13 protein-coding genes are annotated in these 19,848 nt (G+C 71.2%); 10 read left to right on the top strand and 3 right to left on the bottom strand.

Translation table 11 applies throughout. From position 1 onward, the window contains the following. Both gcvP and ACG04Q_RS06425 read left to right on the top strand, forming a co-directional pair. A complete protein-coding gene (gcvP, locus tag ACG04Q_RS06420; protein WP_394510066.1) occupies positions 1–2,889 on the top strand; it encodes an aminomethyl-transferring glycine dehydrogenase in 2,889 nt (962 codons plus the stop codon). 128 nt (positions 2,890–3,017) lie between these two features. Then, positions 3,018–4,406: an L-serine ammonia-lyase gene (locus ACG04Q_RS06425; RefSeq protein ID WP_394510067.1), complete on the top strand. Its 1,389-nt coding sequence runs from the start codon at positions 3,018–3,020 to the stop codon at positions 4,404–4,406. 175 nt (positions 4,407–4,581) lie between these two features. On the opposite strand, the gene ACG04Q_RS06430 is transcribed toward ACG04Q_RS06425, so the two are convergent. Further along, on the bottom strand, positions 4,582–5,361 hold the full coding sequence (locus tag ACG04Q_RS06430; RefSeq protein ID WP_394510068.1) for a substrate-binding periplasmic protein: 780 nt from the start codon (positions 5,359–5,361) through the stop codon (positions 4,582–4,584). A 91-nt stretch (positions 5,362–5,452) separates the two neighbouring features. On the opposite strand from ACG04Q_RS06430, the gene ACG04Q_RS06435 reads away from it, so the two are divergent. Beyond that, complete coding sequence (locus ACG04Q_RS06435; RefSeq protein WP_394510070.1) at positions 5,453–6,244, top strand: NRDE family protein; 792 nt, start codon at positions 5,453–5,455, stop codon at positions 6,242–6,244. 68 nt (positions 6,245–6,312) lie between these two features. Further along, complete coding sequence (locus tag ACG04Q_RS06440; protein ID WP_394510072.1) at positions 6,313–7,773, top strand: hypothetical protein; 1,461 nt, start codon at positions 6,313–6,315, stop codon at positions 7,771–7,773. A gap of 3 nt (positions 7,774–7,776) precedes the next feature. On the opposite strand, the gene ACG04Q_RS06445 is transcribed toward ACG04Q_RS06440, so the two are convergent. After that, on the bottom strand, positions 7,777–8,793 hold the full coding sequence (locus ACG04Q_RS06445) for a zinc-binding alcohol dehydrogenase family protein (protein WP_394510073.1): 1,017 nt from the start codon (positions 8,791–8,793) through the stop codon (positions 7,777–7,779). Positions 8,794–8,896: 103 nt separating this feature from the next. On the opposite strand from ACG04Q_RS06445, the gene ACG04Q_RS06450 reads away from it, so the two are divergent. Together ACG04Q_RS06450 and ACG04Q_RS06455 are read left to right on the top strand one after the other, a co-directional pair. Beyond that, entirely contained in the window at positions 8,897–9,835 is a 939-nt protein-coding gene (locus ACG04Q_RS06450) for a LysR family transcriptional regulator (RefSeq protein WP_394510074.1), read from the top strand. A 160-nt stretch (positions 9,836–9,995) separates the two neighbouring features. Further along, positions 9,996–12,971 (top strand): TonB-dependent receptor, encoded by a 2,976-nt coding sequence (locus ACG04Q_RS06455; protein WP_394510075.1) that lies wholly within the window; start codon positions 9,996–9,998, stop codon positions 12,969–12,971. Between the two features lie 233 nt (positions 12,972–13,204). On the opposite strand, the gene ACG04Q_RS06460 is transcribed toward ACG04Q_RS06455, so the two are convergent. Further along, the gene (locus ACG04Q_RS06460) at positions 13,205–14,494 is read right to left on the bottom strand and encodes an oligogalacturonate lyase family protein (RefSeq protein WP_394510077.1); all 1,290 of its coding nucleotides are present in this window, start codon (positions 14,492–14,494) and stop codon (positions 13,205–13,207) included. 182 nt (positions 14,495–14,676) lie between these two features. On the opposite strand from ACG04Q_RS06460, the gene ACG04Q_RS06465 reads away from it, so the two are divergent. From ACG04Q_RS06465 to ACG04Q_RS06480, 4 genes are all read left to right on the top strand, one after another. Continuing rightward, on the top strand, positions 14,677–15,369 hold the full coding sequence (locus ACG04Q_RS06465) for a hypothetical protein (RefSeq protein WP_394510079.1): 693 nt from the start codon (positions 14,677–14,679) through the stop codon (positions 15,367–15,369). A gap of 122 nt (positions 15,370–15,491) precedes the next feature. After that, positions 15,492–17,456: a TonB-dependent receptor plug domain-containing protein gene (locus ACG04Q_RS06470; protein WP_394510080.1), complete on the top strand. Its 1,965-nt coding sequence runs from the start codon at positions 15,492–15,494 to the stop codon at positions 17,454–17,456. A 7-nt stretch (positions 17,457–17,463) separates the two neighbouring features. Further along, positions 17,464–18,027, top strand: a complete 564-nt coding sequence (locus ACG04Q_RS06475; RefSeq protein ID WP_394510081.1) for a YfiR family protein — start codon at positions 17,464–17,466, stop codon at positions 18,025–18,027. After that, entirely contained in the window at positions 18,024–19,844 is a 1,821-nt protein-coding gene (locus tag ACG04Q_RS06480) for a putative bifunctional diguanylate cyclase/phosphodiesterase (protein ID WP_394510083.1), read from the top strand. The genes ACG04Q_RS06475 and ACG04Q_RS06480 overlap by 4 nt, the downstream gene beginning before the upstream one ends. Positions 19,845–19,848: the final 4 nt, after the last annotated feature.

The following is a 19,848-nucleotide window of genomic DNA, read 5'->3' on the forward strand; positions in this document are numbered from 1 at the left end:
ATGCCGACGCCGCTCTCCATCCTCGAAGACGCTACCGAATTCCACGCCCGCCACATCGGGCCGGATGCCGTCGATGAATCCCTGATGTGTGCCGCCGTCGGCGTGGCCAGCCGCACCGCGTTGATCGACGCGGTCGTGCCCGCGGCCATCCGCCGCTCGCAAGGCATGAAGCTGCCCGCCCCCATCACCGAGGCGGGCGCGCTGGCCGAACTCAAGGCCATCGCCGGCAAGAACAAGGTCTACAAGAGCTTCATCGGCCAGGGCTACTACGGCGTGCACACGCCGGGCGTCATCCTGCGCAACATCCTCGAGAACCCCGCCTGGTACACCGCCTACACGCCCTACCAGGCCGAGATCTCGCAGGGCCGCATGGAAGCCATCCTGAACTTCCAGACGCTGGTGACCGACCTGACCGGCATGGACATCGCCAACGGCTCCATGCTGGACGAGGCCACGTCGGCCGCCGAGGCGGTCACGCTGGCCAAGCGCTCGGTCAAGAGCAAGAGCAACACGCTGATCGTCGCCGGCGACGTGCACCCGCAGACCATCGAGGTCATCCAGACGCGCTGCAAGCCGCTGGGCCTCGAGGTGCTGGTCGGCATGGCGCCCGCGCTGATGGCCGAGCACGACTACTTCGCCGTCGTCTGCCAGTACCCCAGCACCACCGGCCTCATCCATGACCTGAAGGCCTTCACCGAGCAGGCCCACGCCAAGCAGGCAGCCTTCATCGTCTGTACCGACCTGCTGGCGCTGACGCTGCTGACCTCGCCTGGCGAGTTCGGCGCCGACATCGTCGTCGGCAACAGCCAGCGCTTTGGCATGCCCATGGGCGCCGGCGGCCCGCACGCCGCCTTCCTGGCCTGCAAGGACGCGTTCAAGCGCTCCATGCCCGGCCGTCTGGTCGGCGTGAGCAAGGACGCGCAAGGCCACCCGGCCATGCGCCTGGCGCTGCAAACCCGCGAGCAGCACATCCGCCGCGAGAAGGCCACGTCCAACATCTGCACGGCGCAGGTGCTGCCGGCCGTCGTCGCCAGCATGTACGCCGTCTACCACGGCCCGCAAGGCCTCAAGCGCATCGCCGAACGCGTCGCCAGCTACACGGCCATCCTGCATGCCGGCCTGACGCGCATGGGGCTCAAGGTCGTCACGCCGCACGTGTTCGACACGCTGCTGGTGGAGTGCGATGTCGCCACCGTGATGGCCAAGGCCGTCGCGGCCCAGGCCAACCTGCGCAAGCTGAGCGACCAGCATGTCGGCATCGCGCTGGACGAGACGACATCGCGCGCCGACATCGAAGCGCTGTGGTCGTGGTTCGCGCCCGCTGGCGCCACCGTGCCGACGGTGGCCGAGTTCGCCGCCGGCGTCGAGAGCCTGATCCCGTCGCAGCTGCGCCGCACCAGCGCCTTCCTGACGCACCCGGTCTTCAACACCCACCACAGCGAAACCGAGATGCTGCGCTACATCCGCAGCCTGTCGGACAAGGACCTGGCGCTGGACCGCAGCATGATCCCGCTGGGCTCGTGCACGATGAAGCTCAACGCCACGGCCGAGATGATCCCCATCACCTGGCCCGAGTTCGCCAACCTGCACCCGTTCGCGCCGCAAGACCAGCTGGCCGGCTACACCGAGCTGGACACGCTGCTGCAGCAGTGGCTGACCGAGTGCACCGGCTACGCCGGCATCAGCCTGCAGCCCAACGCCGGCTCGCAGGGCGAGTACGCCGGCCTGCTGGCCATCAAGGCCTGGCACGAGTCGCGTGGCGACCACCAGCGCACGGTCTGCCTGATCCCCGAGTCGGCCCACGGCACCAACCCCGCGTCGGCGCAGATGTGCGGCATGTCGGTCGTCGTCACCAAGTGCGACAAGGAGGGCAACATCGACCTGGCCGACCTGAAGGCCAAGTGCGAGCAGCACGCCGACAAGCTGGCCGCCATCATGATCACCTACCCCTCCACGTACGGCGTGTTCGACACGCACGTGAAGGAGATCTGCCAGGTGGTGAAGGCGCATGGCGGCCGCGTCTACGTGGACGGCGCCAACATGAACGCACTGGTCGGCGTGGCCGCGCCTGGCGAGTTCGGCGGTGACGTCAGCCACCTGAACCTGCACAAGACCTTCTGCATCCCGCACGGCGGTGGCGGCCCGGGCGTGGGCCCGGTCTGCGTCGTTGACGATCTCGTGCCCTTCCTGCCGGCGCACCGCACCGCGGGCCTGGGCAAGGCGACCAACATCGGCGCCGTGTCCGCCGCTCCGCTGGGCAACGCAGCCGTGCTGCCCATCTCGTGGATGTACATCCGCATGATGGGCGCCGAGGGCCTGAAGAAGGCGACCGAAGTCGCCATCCTGTCGGCCAACTATGTCGCTGCTCGCCTGTCCGACCACTACGACATCCACTTCTCCGGTGGCATCGACGGCGTGAAGGGTGGCGGCGTGGCCCACGAGTGCATCCTGGACCTGCGCCCGCTGAAGGACAGCTCCGGCGTCAGCGCCGAGGACGTCGCCAAGCGCCTGATCGACTACGGCTTCCACGCGCCGACGCTGAGCTTCCCCGTCGCCGGCACGCTGATGGTGGAGCCCACCGAGAGCGAGAGCCGGGCCGAGCTGGACCGCTTCATCGACGCGATGATCCAGATCCGCCACGAGATCGCCGACGTCGAGGCCGGCAAGGTCAGCCGCGAGGACAACCCGCTGGTCAACGCGCCGCACACGGCCATGGTCGTCAGCGCCAGCAACTGGGCCCACGGCTACAGCCGCGAGGTGGCGGCCTTCCCGCTGCCCAGCCTGCGCCGCCAGAAGTATTGGTCCCCGGTGGGCCGCGTGGACAACGTCTACGGCGACCGCAACCTGTTCTGCTCCTGCGTGCCGCTCAGCGAGTACGACGAGGCTTGACCCACCCTCTACCGGCTTCGCCGGCCCCCTCAAGGGGGCGCTGCCGGTGGCCTGGCAAAGCCAGTTCCACGGCAGCCGCTGGATGAGTCGGGCGGCCACAAGCCGCCCTCTACCGAACCGAGGCAGATATGGCCGTTTCCGTTTTCGACCTCTTCAAGATCGGCATCGGCCCGAGCAGCTCGCACACCGTCGGGCCGATGCGCGCCGCGCGTCTGTTCGGCCTGCGGTTGCAGCACGATGGCCTGCTGGACCGGGTGGCCCGTGTGCAGGTCGTGCTGTACGGCAGCCTCGGCGCCACCGGCAAGGGCCACGGCAGCGACAAGGCCGTGCTGCTGGGCCTGGCGGGCCATGAGCCAGACACGGTGGACGTCGAGGCCATTCCCGCGCTGCTGGACGGCATCCGCGGGGGCGATTTGAACCTCGTCGGCCAACGCCAGATCAGCTTCGACGAGGCCAAGGATCTCGTCTTCAAGCGCCGCGAGAGCCTGCCCTTCCACGCCAACGGCATGCGCTGTCTGGCCTTCGATGCCGAAGGCGCCGAACTCGCCAACCGCGTGTACTACTCGGTCGGCGGCGGCTTCATCGTCAGCGACGAGGTGGCGGCCGACGGCAGCAAGCAGAAGGTCATCGCACCCGACGTGACCGTGCTGCCCTACCCCTTCAAGACCGGCGACGAGCTGCTGGCGCTGACGAAGAAATACGGCCTGTCCATCGCCGAGGTCATGCGCCGCAACGAGGGCCACTGGCGGCCTGACGTCGAGACGCGTGCCGGCCTGCTGAAGATCTGGGGCGTGATGCAGGCCTGCGTGCAGCGCGGCTGCAGGACCGAGGGCATCCTGCCCGGCGGCTTCAAGGTCAAGCGCCGCGCGCCCAGCCTGTTCGCCAGCCTCACGTCCAACCCTGAACAGGCCCTGCGCGACCCGCTGCAGGTGATGGACTGGGTGAACCTCTACGCGCTGGCCGTCAACGAGGAGAACGCCGCCGGCGGCCGCGTCGTCACGGCGCCCACCAACGGCGCGGCAGGCATCGTGCCTGCGGTGCTGCACTACTACGCCCGGTTCGTGCATGGCGCCACCGAAGATGGCGTCATCGACTTCCTGCTGACCGCGGCGGCCATCGGCATCCTCTACAAGGAAAACGCGTCCATCAGCGGCGCCGAGGTCGGCTGCCAGGGCGAGGTGGGCGTGGCCTGTTCGATGGCGGCCGGCGCGCTGTGCGCCGTCATGGGCGGCACGCCGGAGCAGGTGGAGAACGCCGCCGAGATCGGCATGGAGCACCACCTGGGCCTGACCTGCGACCCCGTCGGCGGCCTGGTGCAGATCCCCTGCATCGAGCGCAACGCGATCGCCTCGGTCAAGGCCATCAACGCCGCCCGCATGGCGCTGCGCGGCGACGGCACGCACTTCGTGAGTCTCGACAAGGTCATCAAGACCATGCGCGACACCGGCGCCGACATGATGACCAAGTACAAGGAAACCGCGCGCGGCGGCCTTGCGGTGAACATCGTCGAGTGTTGAGCCCTCTTGTCTGGGCTTGCCACGCGGAACGCGGGCGCGCCCAGTCGGGCCGGCCCGGTGAGGTGGAGTCGGGCACAAGCAGTCCCTGCGGGCGGCTTGTGCCTGCGCAACGCCATGCGCCTGCGGCACATGGCAGGCCCAGCGCTCGGCCCGAATACCGAAAACCGGGTGCGAGTCACCTCGGTGGATTGTCTTGGGGCAGCCAGCGCTTGTAGATGGCCTGGAAGCTGCCATCCCGCTTCATCGCGTCGATCTCGCGCTGCCAGTCCGCCACGACACGCTTGGGGGTACCCGGCGAGAACGCGACGTAGCCGTCGCTGCTGGCGTAGGTGTAAACCTCGGCCAGCGCACCAGGCTCGATGCCGGCCGCCTGCAGCGTGCTGGGCATGCTGATGCGTTCCGAGGCGAACAGTGTCGAGCGCCCGGCCAGCAGCATGCGCAGGCCCTGCACGGGGCCGCTGACATAGCGCAGGTTGCGGAAACCCTGGGATTCAAGCTGTTGAGCCGTGTACCAGTCCCGCACGACGAGCACGGCCTCGGCCTGGCGGGCCTCGTCGAAACGCCGCAGCCGGTCCGTACCCGCGCGCGCGTAGAAGCTGCTGTAGAAGGTGACGATGGGCCCCGCCCACTGGAACAGCCTCTCCCGCTCCGGAATGCGCGCCGCCGAGAACAAGGCCACCGGCTCACGGCCCTGCGCGGCACGGTAGGCCCGCGCCCAGGGCAGGAATTCGATGGGCACCGTCTGGCCCAGGCGCAGCATCACCTGCTGCACGACCTCCACGGCAAGGCCGCTCGGATGGCCGGCTTCGGTGAAGTTGATGGGAGGGAACTCCTCGCTCAGCAGCCGCAACGGCGCCCCGGAGTTGGGCGAGGGCACGGTGGCGGGCCTGCCCGTCGCGGCCAGGCCATCCCAGGTCCATGCGAGCCCCAACAGTCCCAACTGGCGTCGCTGCACCGTGTTCTCCAGTGTTGCTGCCGCGATGATAGGCGGCCACCCTCGCTTCCTGCGATCGCCGTGCCTCCCGACAGACCCTAGCCTCCCACCCATGTGCCTTGCCGCCTTCGCGCTGAACGCCCACCCGCGCTTTCCGCTCGTCATTGCCGCCAACCGCGACGAGTTCTTCGCCCGGACCGCCGCGCCCATGGCCTGGTGGACTGACCGGCCGCAGATCCTCGCCGGCCGCGACCTCAGCGCCGGCGGCACGTGGTTCGGCGTCACGCGCGCCGGCCGCCTCGCGCTGCTGACCAACGTGCGCGAGCCGGGCCGGCAGAACCCCGCCGCGCCGTCGCGCGGCGCGCTGGTCGTCGACTGGCTCACCAGCGAGCTGGACGCGCCCGCATTCGCCCGCCAACTGGCCGAGGGCTACAACGGCTTCAACCTGGTCACCGGCGACCTGGCCCGCAACGCCTGGCACTGGCTCAGCAACCGGGCGCCCGCGCCGGTCCCGCTGGCGCCCGGCATCCACGCGCTGTCCAACGCGGCGCTGGACACACCCTGGCCCAAGACCACGGGCCTGCGTGCCGCGCTGGCCGAGGCGCTGACCGACGCCAGCGGCGCGGACGACCTCACCGAACGCCTGCTCGCCGCGCTGGCCGACCCCACGCCCGCGGCCGATGCCGACCTGCCCGACACCGGCGTGGGCCTGGCCCGCGAGCGGCTGCTGTCGCCGCGCTTCATCCGTATCGCCGAGCCCGGCGCGCCGGCCGTCTACGGCACCCGCTGCGCGACGGTGCTGGTGCGCGAGGCCGGCGGCGCCACGCACCTCGTCGAACGCAGCTACGCGGCCGACGGCGCCGCGCTGCCGCCCGTGCGCCACACCCTGCCCCGCTGGCCCTGAGCACACGTGCGCATCGGCGTTGCCCCTCACTCCGGACCGTCACCGGCCTGGCACACAATGCGGCGGCCGTGACCGCCGTTGCCCTCCGCCGCCCGCCGCCCGATGCCCGCCAGATGCAGCGCTGCCTGCTGCTGGCGCTGCTGCTGCACGTGTGGCTGGTGCTGATGTTCGGCAACGCCACCGGCACCGCTGCGCCGGGCCAGGGCGTCTGGGGCAGCCTGACGGTGAAGCTGCTGGGCCGCAGCGGCGGTGACGCCGACGCGCCGCCGGCCGACACCGCCACCGGCGGGGCCGGCCCGTCGCCCGCCGAGGCCGGTGCGCGCGCGCTGGGCCGCCCCCGCCCGCAACCCGTGCCGCCCGAGGCCGCGCGCACCGACGACGCCGCCGACGCGCCGCCCAGCACGGCCACGCTGGACCTGCCCGAGGGCTTTCGCCCCGTCGAGCGGCAGGACCTGGGCACGCCGCCGCCCGCCGCGCCGCTGCAGTTGCCCGCGCCCGAGCTGCCGTCGGCCACGCTGAACCGGCTGGAGACCCGGCCCGATGCCGCCGTGACGCCGCTGGCCCCCGCCGCCAGCCTGCGCACGCCCGCCCGGGCGGCGCAGTTGCCGATCCAGCCCGCCGACCTCCCGGCGCCCGTGAACCGGCTGGACGCGGCCCCCGCGGGGCCCGCCACGGCCACGCTGCCCCGCCCCGCCGAGCTGCGTGCTGCCCCGGCCGCCACCGCTGCCGTCCCCAGCGCCGACCTGCCACGCCCCGTCACACGGCTGGAAGCCCCGGCCGCCGCGGCCACCACGGCGGTGCTGCCGCGCCCGGCCGAGCTGCGCAGCACCGCCACCGCCACGCCCGCACTGACACCTCCCACAGCGCTGCCCGCGCCCGTGCAGCGCCTGGAAGCAGCGACCACCGACGGCGCGGCCGTGGCGCCGCTGGCCCGCGCCAGCGACCTGCGCGCGCCCGGCACGGTAGCGGCCGCGACCGCCGCTGCGCTGCAGGGCGCGCAGGACCTGCCGGCCCCGGTGCGCCGGCTGGAATCGACGGACGCCGCTGGCGGCGTGGCACCGCTGGCCGCCACGCCCAACACGCGCGCAGCCGTACCGGCACCGGGCGCCACCAGCCTGTCAGAGCTGGCTGGCAACCTGCCCGGCCAGGTCAGCGCGCCGGCCGGCCCCGCGCGCGGCGACCCGAACGCCAGCCCCTTCGCCGCGCCCAAGGCGGCCGCCGGTTCGCCGGACGCCGGCCCGCGCCTCGGCCCCGATGTGCCAGCCCCGCCGCCCTCCCCCACGGCCGCCGCCAGCGCGCCGCGGGCGCCGCTGAACCTGGCACTGCCGCGCGGCGACATGACGGCCCGGCGCGGCAGCACCGGCCTCATCGCCCTGATCCCGCCACCGCCCGAGCGCAAGTCCAAGCTGGAGCAGTCGGTGGAAGACGCCGTCAACAAAGACTGCCGCAAGGCCTACAGCGGCGCCGGCCTGCTGGCCGTCGTGCCGCTGGCCATCGACGCGGCGCGCGGCAAGGGCTGCAAGTGGTGAGCCTCAGAACCCGCCGCTGAGCACCACCTTGCCGCGCATGCGGCCCGACTCGACCAGCGCATGCGCCTGCCGCAGGTTGGCCGCGTTGATGGGGCTGAGCTGCTCGCTGACCGTCGTGTGCAACCGGCCAGCGTCCACCAGCGCCGCCACGCGGGCCAGCAACCGCCCCTGCTCGGCCACGTCGGGCGTGCCAAACAGCGGCCGCGTGAACATCAGCTCCCAGTGCAGCGACAGCGCCTTGCGCTTGAGTGTCATCACGTCGACAGGGCCGCTGAGGTCGTCGATGAGAGCGAGGCGGCCTTGCGGCGCGGCGGCATCGACAAGGGCGTCCCAGTGCTGTTCGGTGTGTGTGAGGCTGGCGATCAGCGCGACCTCGGGCACACCGGCCGCGACGAGTTGCGGCCGCAGCGGCTGGCTGTGGTCGACGACGACGTGGGCGCCCAGGCGCTTCACCCAGGCTTGCGTCTCGGGCCGGCTGGCCGTGCCGACGACGCGCAGCTGCGTCAGCTGGCGCGCCAGCTGCACGAGGATGGAGCCCACGCCGCCGGCGGCGCCGGTGACCAGCAGCGTCTGCCCCGCGCCGCCGCCCTCCAGCACGCCCAGGCGGTCGAACAGCAGCTCCCACGCGGTAATGGCCGTCAGCGGCAGCGCAGCGGCCTCGGCGTCACTCAGGCTTTGCGGCGCGTGCGCGGCGATGCGGTGGTCCACCACCTGCAGCTCGGCGTTCGAGCCGGGCCGGTTGATGGCGCCGGCGTAGTAGACGCGGTCGCCGACGGCAAAGCCCTGCACGGCCTCGCCCACCGCCAGCACCGTGCCCACGGCGTCCCAACCCAGCACCTCGGGCTGGCCCGGCTGCGGCGCGCGGTTGCGGCGCACCTTGGTGTCGACCGGGTTCACCGACACGGCGGCCACGCGCACCAGCAGGTCCAACGGACCGGGTTGCGGTTCGGGCAGTTGCAGGTCCACCAGCGATTCGGGGTGGTCTATGGGCAGGGACTGGAGATAGCCGATGGCTTTCATGGCGGGCCTTTCAGGCAGGAGATGTGATGACCGCCATGGTGTCTGCCGGCATTGCTTTCAAAAAGCCTAGGATCCGCAAATAAGTTTCACCATAAACATGAAGATGGACCGCTTCGCCCCGCTACAACTGTTCGTCGCCGCCGCCGAGGCGGGCAGTTTTTCGGCTGCAGCGCGGCGGCTGGGCCTGGGCCCCGTGCAGGCCAGTGCCACCGTCGCGCGGCTGGAGCGCGAGCTGGGCGTGCGGCTGTTCGAGCGCACAACGCGCCGGCTGCGGCTGACCGAGGCCGGCGCGCAGTGGCTGCCGCATGCGCGCCAGCTGCTAGCGGCCTGGGAGGACGGCCAGACCGCGCTGCGCGACGCGGCGGGCGACGCGCAGCCGCTGAGCGGCCGGCTGCGCATCAGCCTGCCCAGCGACGTGGGCCGCCAGCACCTGTGGCGCTGGATCGAAGACTTCATCGCCGCTGAACCGCCCGCGGATGGGGGCGTGCAGCTCGAACTGCGGCTGAGCGACCGCGTCGCCGACCTCGTGCAGGAGCCGGTGGATTTCGCCGTTCGCTACGGCGAGCCGCCGGATTCCGGGCTCGTCGCGCTGCCGCTGGCACCTGCCAACCGGCGCGTGCTGTGCGCGAGCCCTGCCTACCTGGCACGCCACGGCGCGCCGCGCACGCCCGCGGACCTGCGCGCGCATGACTGCCTTCGCTGGCGGCTGGGCGATAGCGTGCATGGCCGATGGCGCTTCACGTCGCCCGACGGCGAGGCCTGCGCCGTGGACGTCAGCGGCAGCCGCACGGCCGACGACGGTGGGCTGGTGCGGGAGTGGGCGCTGCGCGGGCTGGGCTTGGCGTACAAGAGCTGGCTGGACACGGCCGACGACCTGGCCGCGGGGCGGCTCGTCGCGCTGCTGCCCGGCTGGCTGGGCGAACCCGCGCCGCTGCACTGGATGGCCGTGGGCCGGCACCGCATGACGCCCGCGCTGCGCCGCCTGGCCGCGTCGCTGAAGGACCGTTGCGACGCGCTGTCAGCAACGATGCCGGCTCGCTGAAAACCCCCTAGTCGCCAAACCGCGACAACTCGCGGGAAATCCCGCAGCCCGGCTGAGCAAACGCGTGAGCGTTTGCCCGCCGGCCCTGGGCTCACCGGGGTTGTACGACGACCATCTGCCTGCCTCGCCCGAGAGGCCACAAAACGGAGACAGGAGTCGTATGAGCAAGTTCCACGGAGAGAAGCAGTCCCGCAGCCCCTGGCGCCTCAGCGCGGTGGCGCTGGCCATGGGCGCGCTGGCGGGCAGCGGCCACGCGCAGGAAGACCCCAACGCCAAGCTGGACGCCGTCGTCGTGACGGGCTTCCGGGCCAGCCTGAACAACGCGCTGAACCTGAAGAAGAACGCCGACGGCATCGTCGACGTCATCAAGGCCGAAGACGTCTCGAAGTTTCCCGATGCCAACCTGGCCGAGTCGCTGCAGCGCGTGCCGGGCGTGTCGCTGGCGCGCGGCGACGGCGGCGAGGGCAAGCAGATCACCGTGCGCGGCCTGAACGCCGGCTTCACGCGCGTGCGCATCAACGGCATCGAGGCGATCTCGGCCACCGGCGCGTCGGACATCAACGGCAGCACCAACCGCAGCCGCGCGTTCGACTTCTCGGTGTTCGCGGCCGAGCTGTTCAACAGCCTGGAGGTGCGCAAGACCTCGCAGGCCGACGTGGAGGAAGGGTCGCTTGGCGCCACGGTGGACCTGCGCGGCGCGCGGCCGTTCGACTTCAAGGACGCGCAGACGCTGACGGTCGGCGCGCAGCAGAGCTACAACACGCTGGCCCGCCACCCGGCACCGCGCGTGACGGGGCTGTTCACGACGCGCGCCGACACCGGCATCGGCAAGGTCGGCTTCCTCGTCTCGGGCGCCTATTCCAAGCGCCACGCCACCGAGGAAGGTTACGAGGCTGTGGAAATGCTGAGCGCCAACGCCGATGGCGGCTTCTGCTCGCCGCTGGGCGCCACACCGCAAAGCCCCGCCAACGACGCCGTGCGCGGCGTGACGGCCGCCAACTGCGGCAACAACCTGCCGCGCACGTCCAGCACCACGGCCTACAACGACGTGTTCGGCCGCACCGACAACTACGGCGGCACGGTGGCCACGCCGGCCGCCGGCAGCGGTGCCTTCCACCCGCGCATCCCGCGCTACCGCCGCTCGGTGGCCCAGTACGAGCGCCTGGGCATGACCGCCGCGCTGCAGTGGAAGCCGTCGGACGCCACCGAGGTCAACCTCGACCTGCTGGGTGGCAAGTTCAACAACAACCGCTACGACAACTACATCTCGGCCATCTCGTTGGGCCGCACGCTCGCCGCGGCCAACGGCAAGCCGCAGACGTCCATCGTCGAGACGTCCTTCAACAGCAACGGCAGCTGGGAGTACGGCAAGTTCAACGGCGTGGACGTGCGCTCCGAGGGCCTGCTGGACGTCAACAACACCACCTTCCGCCAGCATGTGCTGACGGCCACGCACAAGCTGACCCACGACATCAAGCTGGAGGCCATGACCGGCATCTCCGCCAGCCGGCTGAACTCGCCGATGCGCGCGACGGTGCAGTTCGACGCCCCCAACGTCAGCGGCTTCTCGTTCGACTTCCGCAACAACCGCAACGTGCCGGCGCTGAACTTCGGCATCGACGTGGCGAACCCGGCCAGCTTCACATTCGGCCCCACCGACGCCGACGGCACCGTGCACGGCCAGTTCGTCGGCCGCCGGCTGAACACCGGCAACACGCTGAAGACCAACGCGCTGGCCGCCAGCTGGGAGCTCGACGACCACTGGACGCTGAAGGGCGGCCTCTCGGCGCGCAACAACAGCTGGGACAACTTCGAGATCAGCTCCGGCGCGGCCAACGGCCTGGCCAACCCGGCCGGCTTCACGATGGCCAGCGTGTCGCGCACGATCTCCAACTTCGGCAAGGGGCTGGAGGGCTCCGGCTACCCGACGCAGTGGGCCGCCGTGGACCTGGACAAGTTCCGCCAGGTCTGGGACATCGAGTGCAACTGCGCCGCCGTGCCGGGCTCGCAGCTCGTCACGCTGAACCAGTCCAACCGCACCGTCACCGAGAAGATCAACGCCGCCTATGTGTCGGCCGACTTCAACTACGAGCTTGGCGGCATCACCTGGCGCGGCAACGCCGGCCTGCGCGCGGCCGACACCAAGGCCACCGCATCGGCGCTGGTCAATGCGGGCGGCGTGCTGACGCCGGTCACCTTCGACAAGACCTACCGCGACTATCTGCCGTCGTTCAACCTGACCGCGCAGCTGCCGCAGAACGTGTTCGTGCGCTTCTCGGCCAGCAAGACGCTGTCGCGCCCCGAGTACGTGGACCTGGCGCCGTCGGCCTCCGTCAACACCAACGCGCAGACCGTCAGCATCGGCAACCCGCAGCTGGACCCGATCCGCGCCAAGACCTACGACCTGCAGGCCGAGTGGTACTTCGCGAAGAACTCGCTGCTGTCGCTGGGCGTGTTCCACAAGAAGATCGAGACCTACATCCAGCGCATCAGCGAGCGCGTGCCCTACAACACGCTGGGCCTGCCCGACACGCTGCTGACCGGCGGCGGCACCTGCTCCATCACCGGCGGCACGCCGGCCTGCCCGACGCTGCCGTCCTCGGTCGTCACGGTCAGCCGTGCGGCCAACACGCCGGGCGGCCCGCTGACGGGCTACGAGATCAACCTGCAGGCGCCGTTCAGCTTCCTGCCGGGCGTGTGGAGCAACTTCGGCCTGCTGGCGAACATCACGCACGTGAAGTCCACCATCAACTACATCACCCGCACGGCCACGGCCACGCTGCCGCAGCTGGCGATGAACGCCAACCTGGTGGGCATGTCGCCCGATGCGCGCAACCTGACGCTGTACTACGAGGACAGCCAGTTCAGCGCCCGCGTCTCGGCGGCCTACCGCTCCAAGTACCTGTTCAACGTGCTGGGCGACGTGAACGGCCACGACGTCACCTTCGTCAACGCGTCCACCAACATCGACTTCTCGGCGTCGTACAACGTGACGCCGAAGCTGAAGCTGACGGTCGAGGCTGCCAACCTGACCGACCAGCCGCTGCGCTACGGCCGCGACTCGCAGCGGGATGACACGCTGCTGTATGCGCACTTCGGGCGGACGTTTGCCATGGGACTTTCCTACAAGTTCTGAAGCCCCTCGTCCAGTCGCGCCTGCTGTACGCGGCGCATCTGGTCGGTCCCCCGAGGGGAGTGAGAGCCGCGGCTCCAAGCTCGCCTGCGCGAGCTTGGACGGCTCGAACGCCACACGCGTCTCGCGTGTGGCAGGCGATGCGTGCGGCGTTGAGCCGCACGCACATCGCCCTGGCGGGCCGGCTTGGGGCGGCCCGGCGCTCGGCCCGAGTACTTAACTGAGGCCCGCCGCGCTCAGCGCGGCGGCAGCTCTACGGCATAGATGACAGGCTTGCCTTCAATGTTTGCGCGGTAGACCAGCCACTTGCCGTCGGGTGTGAAGTGCTGGTTCGGTTCCAGCGTGTAGTCGTGCCGGGCCAGGTCCGCCACGCGGATGCTCTCCAGCCTGCCCGGCGTGATGAGGCCGGGCACCGGCTTCTCGCGCAGCACGGGCTTGAGCAGGCTGATCCACTTGCCGGCGTTACCGCCGTCGCCCGAGAACATCTGGCCGTCGGGCGACTGCATGAAGTGGTAGGACGCCTGGTCACGCGCCACCTCATAACGCCATTGCTCGCCGGTGACGAGGTTGCGGCCGGTCAGCCAGGTCACGCCGCCGCGTGGGGTCTGCAGGTCGTACCAGACGGTCTGGCCGTCGCGCCCCCAGAACTCATGGCCGGCGATCTCGCCCGCCATCGTGCGGGTGTGCACCTTGGTCAGCTGCGAGCCGTCGGTACGGATGGTCCAGATGCGGTCCACCTCGTGCCAAGGCCCCTCGTGGCAGAACATCAGCAGCTGCGGATCGCTGGGCGAGAACTTCAGGTGGTTCAGCCAGTCGGTCGCGCGGTGGATGGTCTTGCGCTCGCCGGTGGCGATGGCCACGCTGTACATCTCCATCGGCACGCGCGCGGCCAGCCGCTCGGCCATCCACTTGCCCTTGGCGGCGGCGAACGACAGCGGCTTGCCGTCCGGCCCCGTACCCGCGTAGTGGGGCGATCCGGTCACCGGGTCGCGCTTGCCCTGCGCGGCGATGTGCGGCGGCGCCGGCGCCGTCTCCCACACGCCGGCCAGCAGCGTCTCGTCGGCGTTGATGGCCATCACGCGGCCGCCGGGCAGGTCAGCGATGCGGCGCGTCTTGCCCGTGTCCAGGTCCACCGACCACACGGTCGACGGCCCGCCCTCCTCCACCGCCGCGTCGCGCGTCGTGTAGTAGGCGCTGCGCGTCTTCGGGCCGGCAAACAGCAGCCGGTCCACGCCGGCCTTCAGCACCAGCCGCGTCTGCCAGGTGCGGGTGTCGGCGACGCGGATGCCCTCGGGGGTGAGGTAGATCATCAGGTCGCCCTGCGGCGTGAACGGGTTGTAGTTGAAGTAGAGGGCGTAATTGCCGGGGGTGTCATCCACACGCACGAGGCGCCGGCCGGTGGTGGCGTCCACCCAGCCGCCGGGTTCGGCCGGCGCGGCGGCAGGCGTTGCCAGCGGCGCCACGGCGAGGGCCGCGGCCAGGGCCAGGCGGCTGAGCGTCTTCAGGGAGCGTGGGGAGATGTGCATCGGTTCATCGTAGTCAGCGCCACCCGCACGCATGGGCACCGCACCACATCGCTCACGCGATTGATTCGGCCCGCGGAGCGTGACGGAATGGCGCGCCGTTACGTGCCCGCCCTCGGTTCGAATCCATAGTTCACGGACGTCGCCGCGCCGCCGCCCGCAAGATGGCGCAAAGGAAGTCCCCCGTGCTGCGCCGACTCGTCACCCCGCTCACCCTGTGCTGCGCCGCGCTATCGGCGGGCGTTCAGGCCGCCGACCTCACCCCGCTGGAGGCCCGCTGGCTGCAGGGCATGGCGCCGGTGGTCACCCATGCCCGGCAGGCGCTGGCGCTGCCGCTGGACGTCGTCGTGCAGCCACAGGCGGCACCCGGCGCCGCGCCGCTGGCGCTGGGCTTCGTTGACGGCCGCTGCAAGCTGGTGCTGTCGATGCGCGGCAACCCCGACGGCCAGCGACAGCTCGACACGCTGCCGCCCGCGCTGCTGGATGCCGCGCTGGAGCTGATGGCCGCGCACGAGATGGGCCACTGCCGCCGCTACCTGGATGGCGCCTGGTTTCGCCTGCCGGCCGGGTTCAGCGCCGCCCAGGCGCCCGACAGCCTGGCCGCCGACCTGCGGCAGGCCTGGCAGGACATGCGGGCCGCGCGCTGCGAGGAAGCGTTTGGCGACCTCGTCGGCCTGGCCTGGACCCGCGAGCGTCACCCGGCGCTGTACGCGCGGCTGCATGCCTGGCTGGTGAAGGAGCGCTCGGCGGACGTCATTCCCGGCAGCCACCACGACACGCTGGGCTGGCTGGCGCTGGCGCGCGACCCCGCGGTGTTTGGCGACGCCGCTGTTTTCGACGCCGCCGAACGGGTCTGGCGGCGGGGGCTGGGCGGCTGACATGGCCAGACGGTGCAAATCCGGTTTGGCCGTGACATCTGACAGTGACCGCGTCGGTCGCGCTGAATAAGCTGGCCACCTGTTCCCCTCCTCGCCCATCATTGCTGACGGCGACTGCTTCCGTGACCTGCCGCATCCTCGCGACGGCCTGCCTGGCCGCGATTGCCCACGCCTGGCCTGCCCATGCCAGCCCGGCTGCCGACACTGCCGACCAGGCGCTGGAAGCGCTGCTCAAGCGCGAGGTGCAAGGACCGTCCCGCTACGCGCAGAGCCTGATGGACGCGCCGGCTTCCGTCAGCGTGCTGGAGCGCGAGGAAGCCGCCGCGCTGGGGCATCAGACCGTGGGCGACCTGCTGTCCCGGCTGCCGGGCGTCTACCTGAGCAACTCGCGTTCGTACAGCGCGCTGGGCCTGCGCGGCTTCAACCGCCCGGGCGACTACAGCTCGCGCGTGCTGATGGCCATCGATGGCCAGCGCGCCAACGACGCGCTGTACGACCAGGGCCTGCCGCAGCTGGAACTGCCCATCATGGCCGAGTGGGTCAAGCGCGTGGAGCTGGTGCACGGGCCGGGTTCGTCGGTCTATGGCAGCAACGCGCTGCTGGGCGTCGTCAACGTCGTCACGCTGAACGGCGCGGACGCGCCTGGCCTGCGCCTGCTGGGCAGCCTGGGCGATCAGGGGCAGCGTCGCGTGGAGGTGCACTACGGCGCCAGCGCGGCGGAGGAGCGCGACCTCTTCATCGGCTTGAACCTGCAGCGCAGCGCCGGCGAGAACCTGCACCTGCCCGAACTCGGCACGCCCGACGGCTGGGTACGCGGGCTGGACGGCGAGCGCCAGGCCGCGCTGCTGGCCAAGCTGCGCCATGGCCCGTGGCGGCTGTCGCTGAACGCCGTCCGCCGCGAGAAGGACGTGGCCACGGCGCCCTACGGCACGCTGGCCGGCGTGCCCGGCACGACCTACAGCGACAGCCTCGCGCTGGGCGAGATCAGCTTCGACCCCGGCTGGCAGGACGACATGCGCCGGACGTTGCGCGTCAGCGTGGCCGGCTACGAGTTCCGCGGCCGCTACCTGTTCGAGCAGGCGCCCGACCGCATCAACCGCGACGTGGCGCGCGCGCAATGGACCACGCTGGAGGGCCGCATCCTGTGGCGCGGCCTGCTCAACCACCAGCTCATGCTGGGCGCCGAGCTGCGCACCTCGCCCACGGGCCTGCAGCGCAACTTCGATGAGACCCCGTACCGCGAGAGCCTGGACTCACGCGTCACTCAGGACGCCGTGGCCGCCTATGTGCAGGACCAGTGGCGGCTGTCGTCCACGCTGCAACTGACGACCGGGCTGCGCGTGGACCATGTGCGCGGCTTCGCCACCGCCTTCTCGCCGCGCGCGGTGCTGGCCTTGCGGCCCGACGAACGCGAATCCGTCAAGCTGATGTGGGCGCAGTCGTTCAGATCACCCAACCTGTATGAACGCTTCTACGACGACGGCGGCGTCTCGCAGCTCGCGAACACGGCGCTCAAGCCGGAGCGGCTGACGTCTGCCGAGGCGGCCTGGGAATACCTGCTGGCCAGTGGCCTGGCCCTGAGCGCCAATGCCTACCACACGCGCATGCGCCGCCTCATCGAGCAGGTGCCGCTCAGCGACACGCCGGACGCCGCGGTGCAGTACCGCAACGTCGGCCGCGTGAGCCTCACGGGGGTGGATCTGGGTGTCGAACAGCGCTCCCCCGGCGGCTGGCTGTGGCGCGCCAGCGCGTCGTGGATGCGCGCGCGCAACGACGCTGGCCAGCGGCTGAGCAACTCGCCGTCGTGGATGCTGAAGGGGCATGCCGTCACGCCCGAGTGGCAGCGCTGGCAACTGGGCACCGAATGGCTGCTGCTGGGGCCGCGCACGGGCCGCGCGCCGGTGCCCGCCACGGCCGTGGTCAACGCGCACCTGCGCTACGCGCTTGACGGGCGCCAGAGCCTGGCGCTGCACGTCAACAATGTGCTGGACCGCCAGAACCTGGACCCTTCCACGCCTGACACGCCGCTGAGCAGCATCCCGCAGCCCGGCCGCTCGTTCCGCCTCGACTGGCGGTTTGCGCTCTGAGCATGCGATGACGGGTGTTCAGCGGCCTTCCAGCACGCCGGCGCCGTGGCACCGGGCGACGCTGTGCGCCCTGGCGCTGGGGCTGGCGGCGCCCATCGCCGCGGCCCAGTCCGCCAGCCCGGAGTCGCTGAAGGCCGAGGTCGTCTACCGCGTCCTGATGTTCGTCACCTGGCCGCCGGAGCGCGAGACGCCGGGCCGCGGCCTGCAGATCTGCACGCTGGGCGACGGCCGAGTGGACAGCGCACTGCAGACGCTGTCGGGCCGGCCGATCCGGCAGCTCACCGTCGACGTGCGCCGCCTGAGCCGCGCCGAGCCGGCCGCGGGCTGCCACCTGCTCTACCTGGCCGCGCCACAGCCGGCGCTGCGTACGATGCTGGCGGATGCGCCGGTGCTGGTGGTGTCCGACGGCGCCGCCATGCTGGACCACGGCGCCATGATCAACCTGCAGGTCGAGGACGGGCGCATCGTCTTCGACGTGGAACTCGACGCAGCGCGCCGTGCGGGGCTGGTCATCTCCACCAAGCTGCTGCGGCTGGCCCGCTTCGTGCGCCACCAGGCGGCCACGCCATGAAGCCCAGCCTTGCCGACGCCTTCGAACGTCTGCGCGAGCTGGCCGTCGCGCTGGCGGCGCTGCTCGCCTTCGCGCTGGTGCTGAGCCTGATGCAGTATCTGCGGCTGCTGGAGCGCCAGTCGCGCGACCTGCAGACACAGGCCAGCATCGTCGCGCAGACGGTATCGGCCGCCCTGGTGTTCGACAGCCGAGACGACGCCGGCGAGAGCCTGGCCGCGCTGCGGCAGAACCCCGCCATCCTGCACGCCCGGCTGCTGAACAAGGACGGCGGCGTCTTCACGCAGTACGCGCGGGCCGCGGCCGAGCGCTCCCGCCTGGACGAGCTGGCCGGCAGCGCCCACGTCGAGGTACCGGTGGCGGCGGACGGGCGGCGCGTCGGCACGCTGGCGGTCGAAGCCAGCCAGCTGCCGATGTGGCAGGACCTGGCGCAGTTCCTGGGCGGCACGCTGGCCACGCTGCTCGCCACCGCCGGCCTGGCCTGGGTGCTGGCCAAGCGGCTGCGCGTGCAGATCAAGGAGGTCGAGCGTCGCACCCGCTACCTCGCGCGGTTCGACGCGCTGACCGATCTCCCCAACCGCGAGCACATGCGCGCGCTGCTGGAGCGTGTGCTGCACCAGGAGGCCGGCGCCACGCTGCTGATCCTGGATCTGGACGACTTCAAGCAGATCAACGACCAGCACCGCCACGCCACCGGTGATGCCGTGCTGCAGGCCGTGAGCCAGCGGCTGCGGCTGCTGTGCCGGCCGGGCGACCAGGTGGCGCGCCTGTCGGCCGACGAGTTCGCCATGCTGTTGGTGCCGCGACTGGAGGGCGACGCTCTGCGCGCCCACGCCGCCCAGTTGCTGGGCGCGCTGACGCAGCCGCTGCTGCGCGACGGCCACTGGCTGCCGTTGCATGCCAGTATGGGCGCCGTCTCGCTGCCCGAGCATGCCCGCGATGCCAGCGAAGCCCTGCGCTGCGCCGACGCGGCCATGCGACACGCCAAGCAGCTGGGCAAGGACAGCTTCCAGCTCTTCACGCCGCAGATCGGCGAGGCGCTGCGGCTGCGCCTGGCGCTGGAGCGCGACCTGCGCGCTGCGCTGCAAGCCGACGACCAACTCACGCTGGCCTACCAGCCGCAGTACGACGCACAGCGCCGCATCCGCGGCTTCGAGGCGCTGGCCCGCTGGCGTCATCCGCAGCGCGGCTGGGTGTCGCCCGCGGAGTTCATCCCGGTGGCGGAGAGCTCCGGCCTCATCGTCGAGCTGGGCCTGGCCACGCTCGCGCTGCTGCGCCGCGACCTGGACAGCTGGCGCGCAAGCGGTCTGAGCTGCCCGCTGGTGGCCGTCAACCTGTCTTGGGAGCAGTGCCGCAAGCCCCAGCACCGCGAGCGCTTCCTGCAGCAGCTCAAGACGCTGCAGCTGGGGCCCGCGGACATCGAGTTCGAACTGACCGAGAGCGCCGACTTCGAGGACATCGACAAGCCCGACTCCTTCGTCTTCACGCTGCAAGGGCTGGGCTACGGCCTTGCCATCGACGACTTCGGCACCGGCTACAGCTCGCTGGCCTATCTGCGGCGCATCCGCTGCCGCAAGCTCAAGATCGACCGGCTGTTCGTGCACGGCCTGTCGGCGAACCCCGAGTCGCGCACGCTGGTTGAGTCGATGGTGCGCGTGGCGCACGCGATGCGCATGCTGGTCGTGGCCGAGGGCGTGGAGCTGCCCGACGACGAGGCTACGCTTGTCGCCATGGGCTGCGACCTGATGCAGGGCTTCGGCTTCTGCCGCCCGGTGCCGGCCGACGGCATGCCGGAGCTGCTGCGGCCGGCCGCCGCCTGACGCG

This window comes from Pelomonas lactea, from assembly GCF_043555885.1.
Classification (GTDB): Bacteria; Pseudomonadota; Gammaproteobacteria; order Burkholderiales; family Burkholderiaceae_C; genus Pelomonas; species Pelomonas lactea.

Coding starts and splice junctions, on each gene's coding strand:
- ACG04Q_RS06435 (WP_394510070.1), top strand. CDS start 5,453: ATGTGCCTTGCCGCCTTCGCGCTGAACGCCCACCCGCGCTTTCCGCTC.
- ACG04Q_RS06460 (WP_394510077.1), bottom strand. CDS start 14,494: ATGCACATCTCCCCACGCTCCCTGAAGACGCTCAGCCGCCTGGCCCTG.
- ACG04Q_RS06455 (WP_394510075.1), top strand. CDS start 9,996: ATGAGCAAGTTCCACGGAGAGAAGCAGTCCCGCAGCCCCTGGCGCCTC.
- ACG04Q_RS06445 (WP_394510073.1), bottom strand. CDS start 8,793: ATGAAAGCCATCGGCTATCTCCAGTCCCTGCCCATAGACCACCCCGAA.
- ACG04Q_RS06480 (WP_394510083.1), top strand. CDS start 18,024: ATGAAGCCCAGCCTTGCCGACGCCTTCGAACGTCTGCGCGAGCTGGCC.
- ACG04Q_RS06450 (WP_394510074.1), top strand. CDS start 8,897: ATGGACCGCTTCGCCCCGCTACAACTGTTCGTCGCCGCCGCCGAGGCG.
- gcvP (WP_394510066.1), top strand. CDS start 1: ATGCCGACGCCGCTCTCCATCCTCGAAGACGCTACCGAATTCCACGCC.
- ACG04Q_RS06425 (WP_394510067.1), top strand. CDS start 3,018: ATGGCCGTTTCCGTTTTCGACCTCTTCAAGATCGGCATCGGCCCGAGC.
- ACG04Q_RS06475 (WP_394510081.1), top strand. CDS start 17,464: ATGACGGGTGTTCAGCGGCCTTCCAGCACGCCGGCGCCGTGGCACCGG.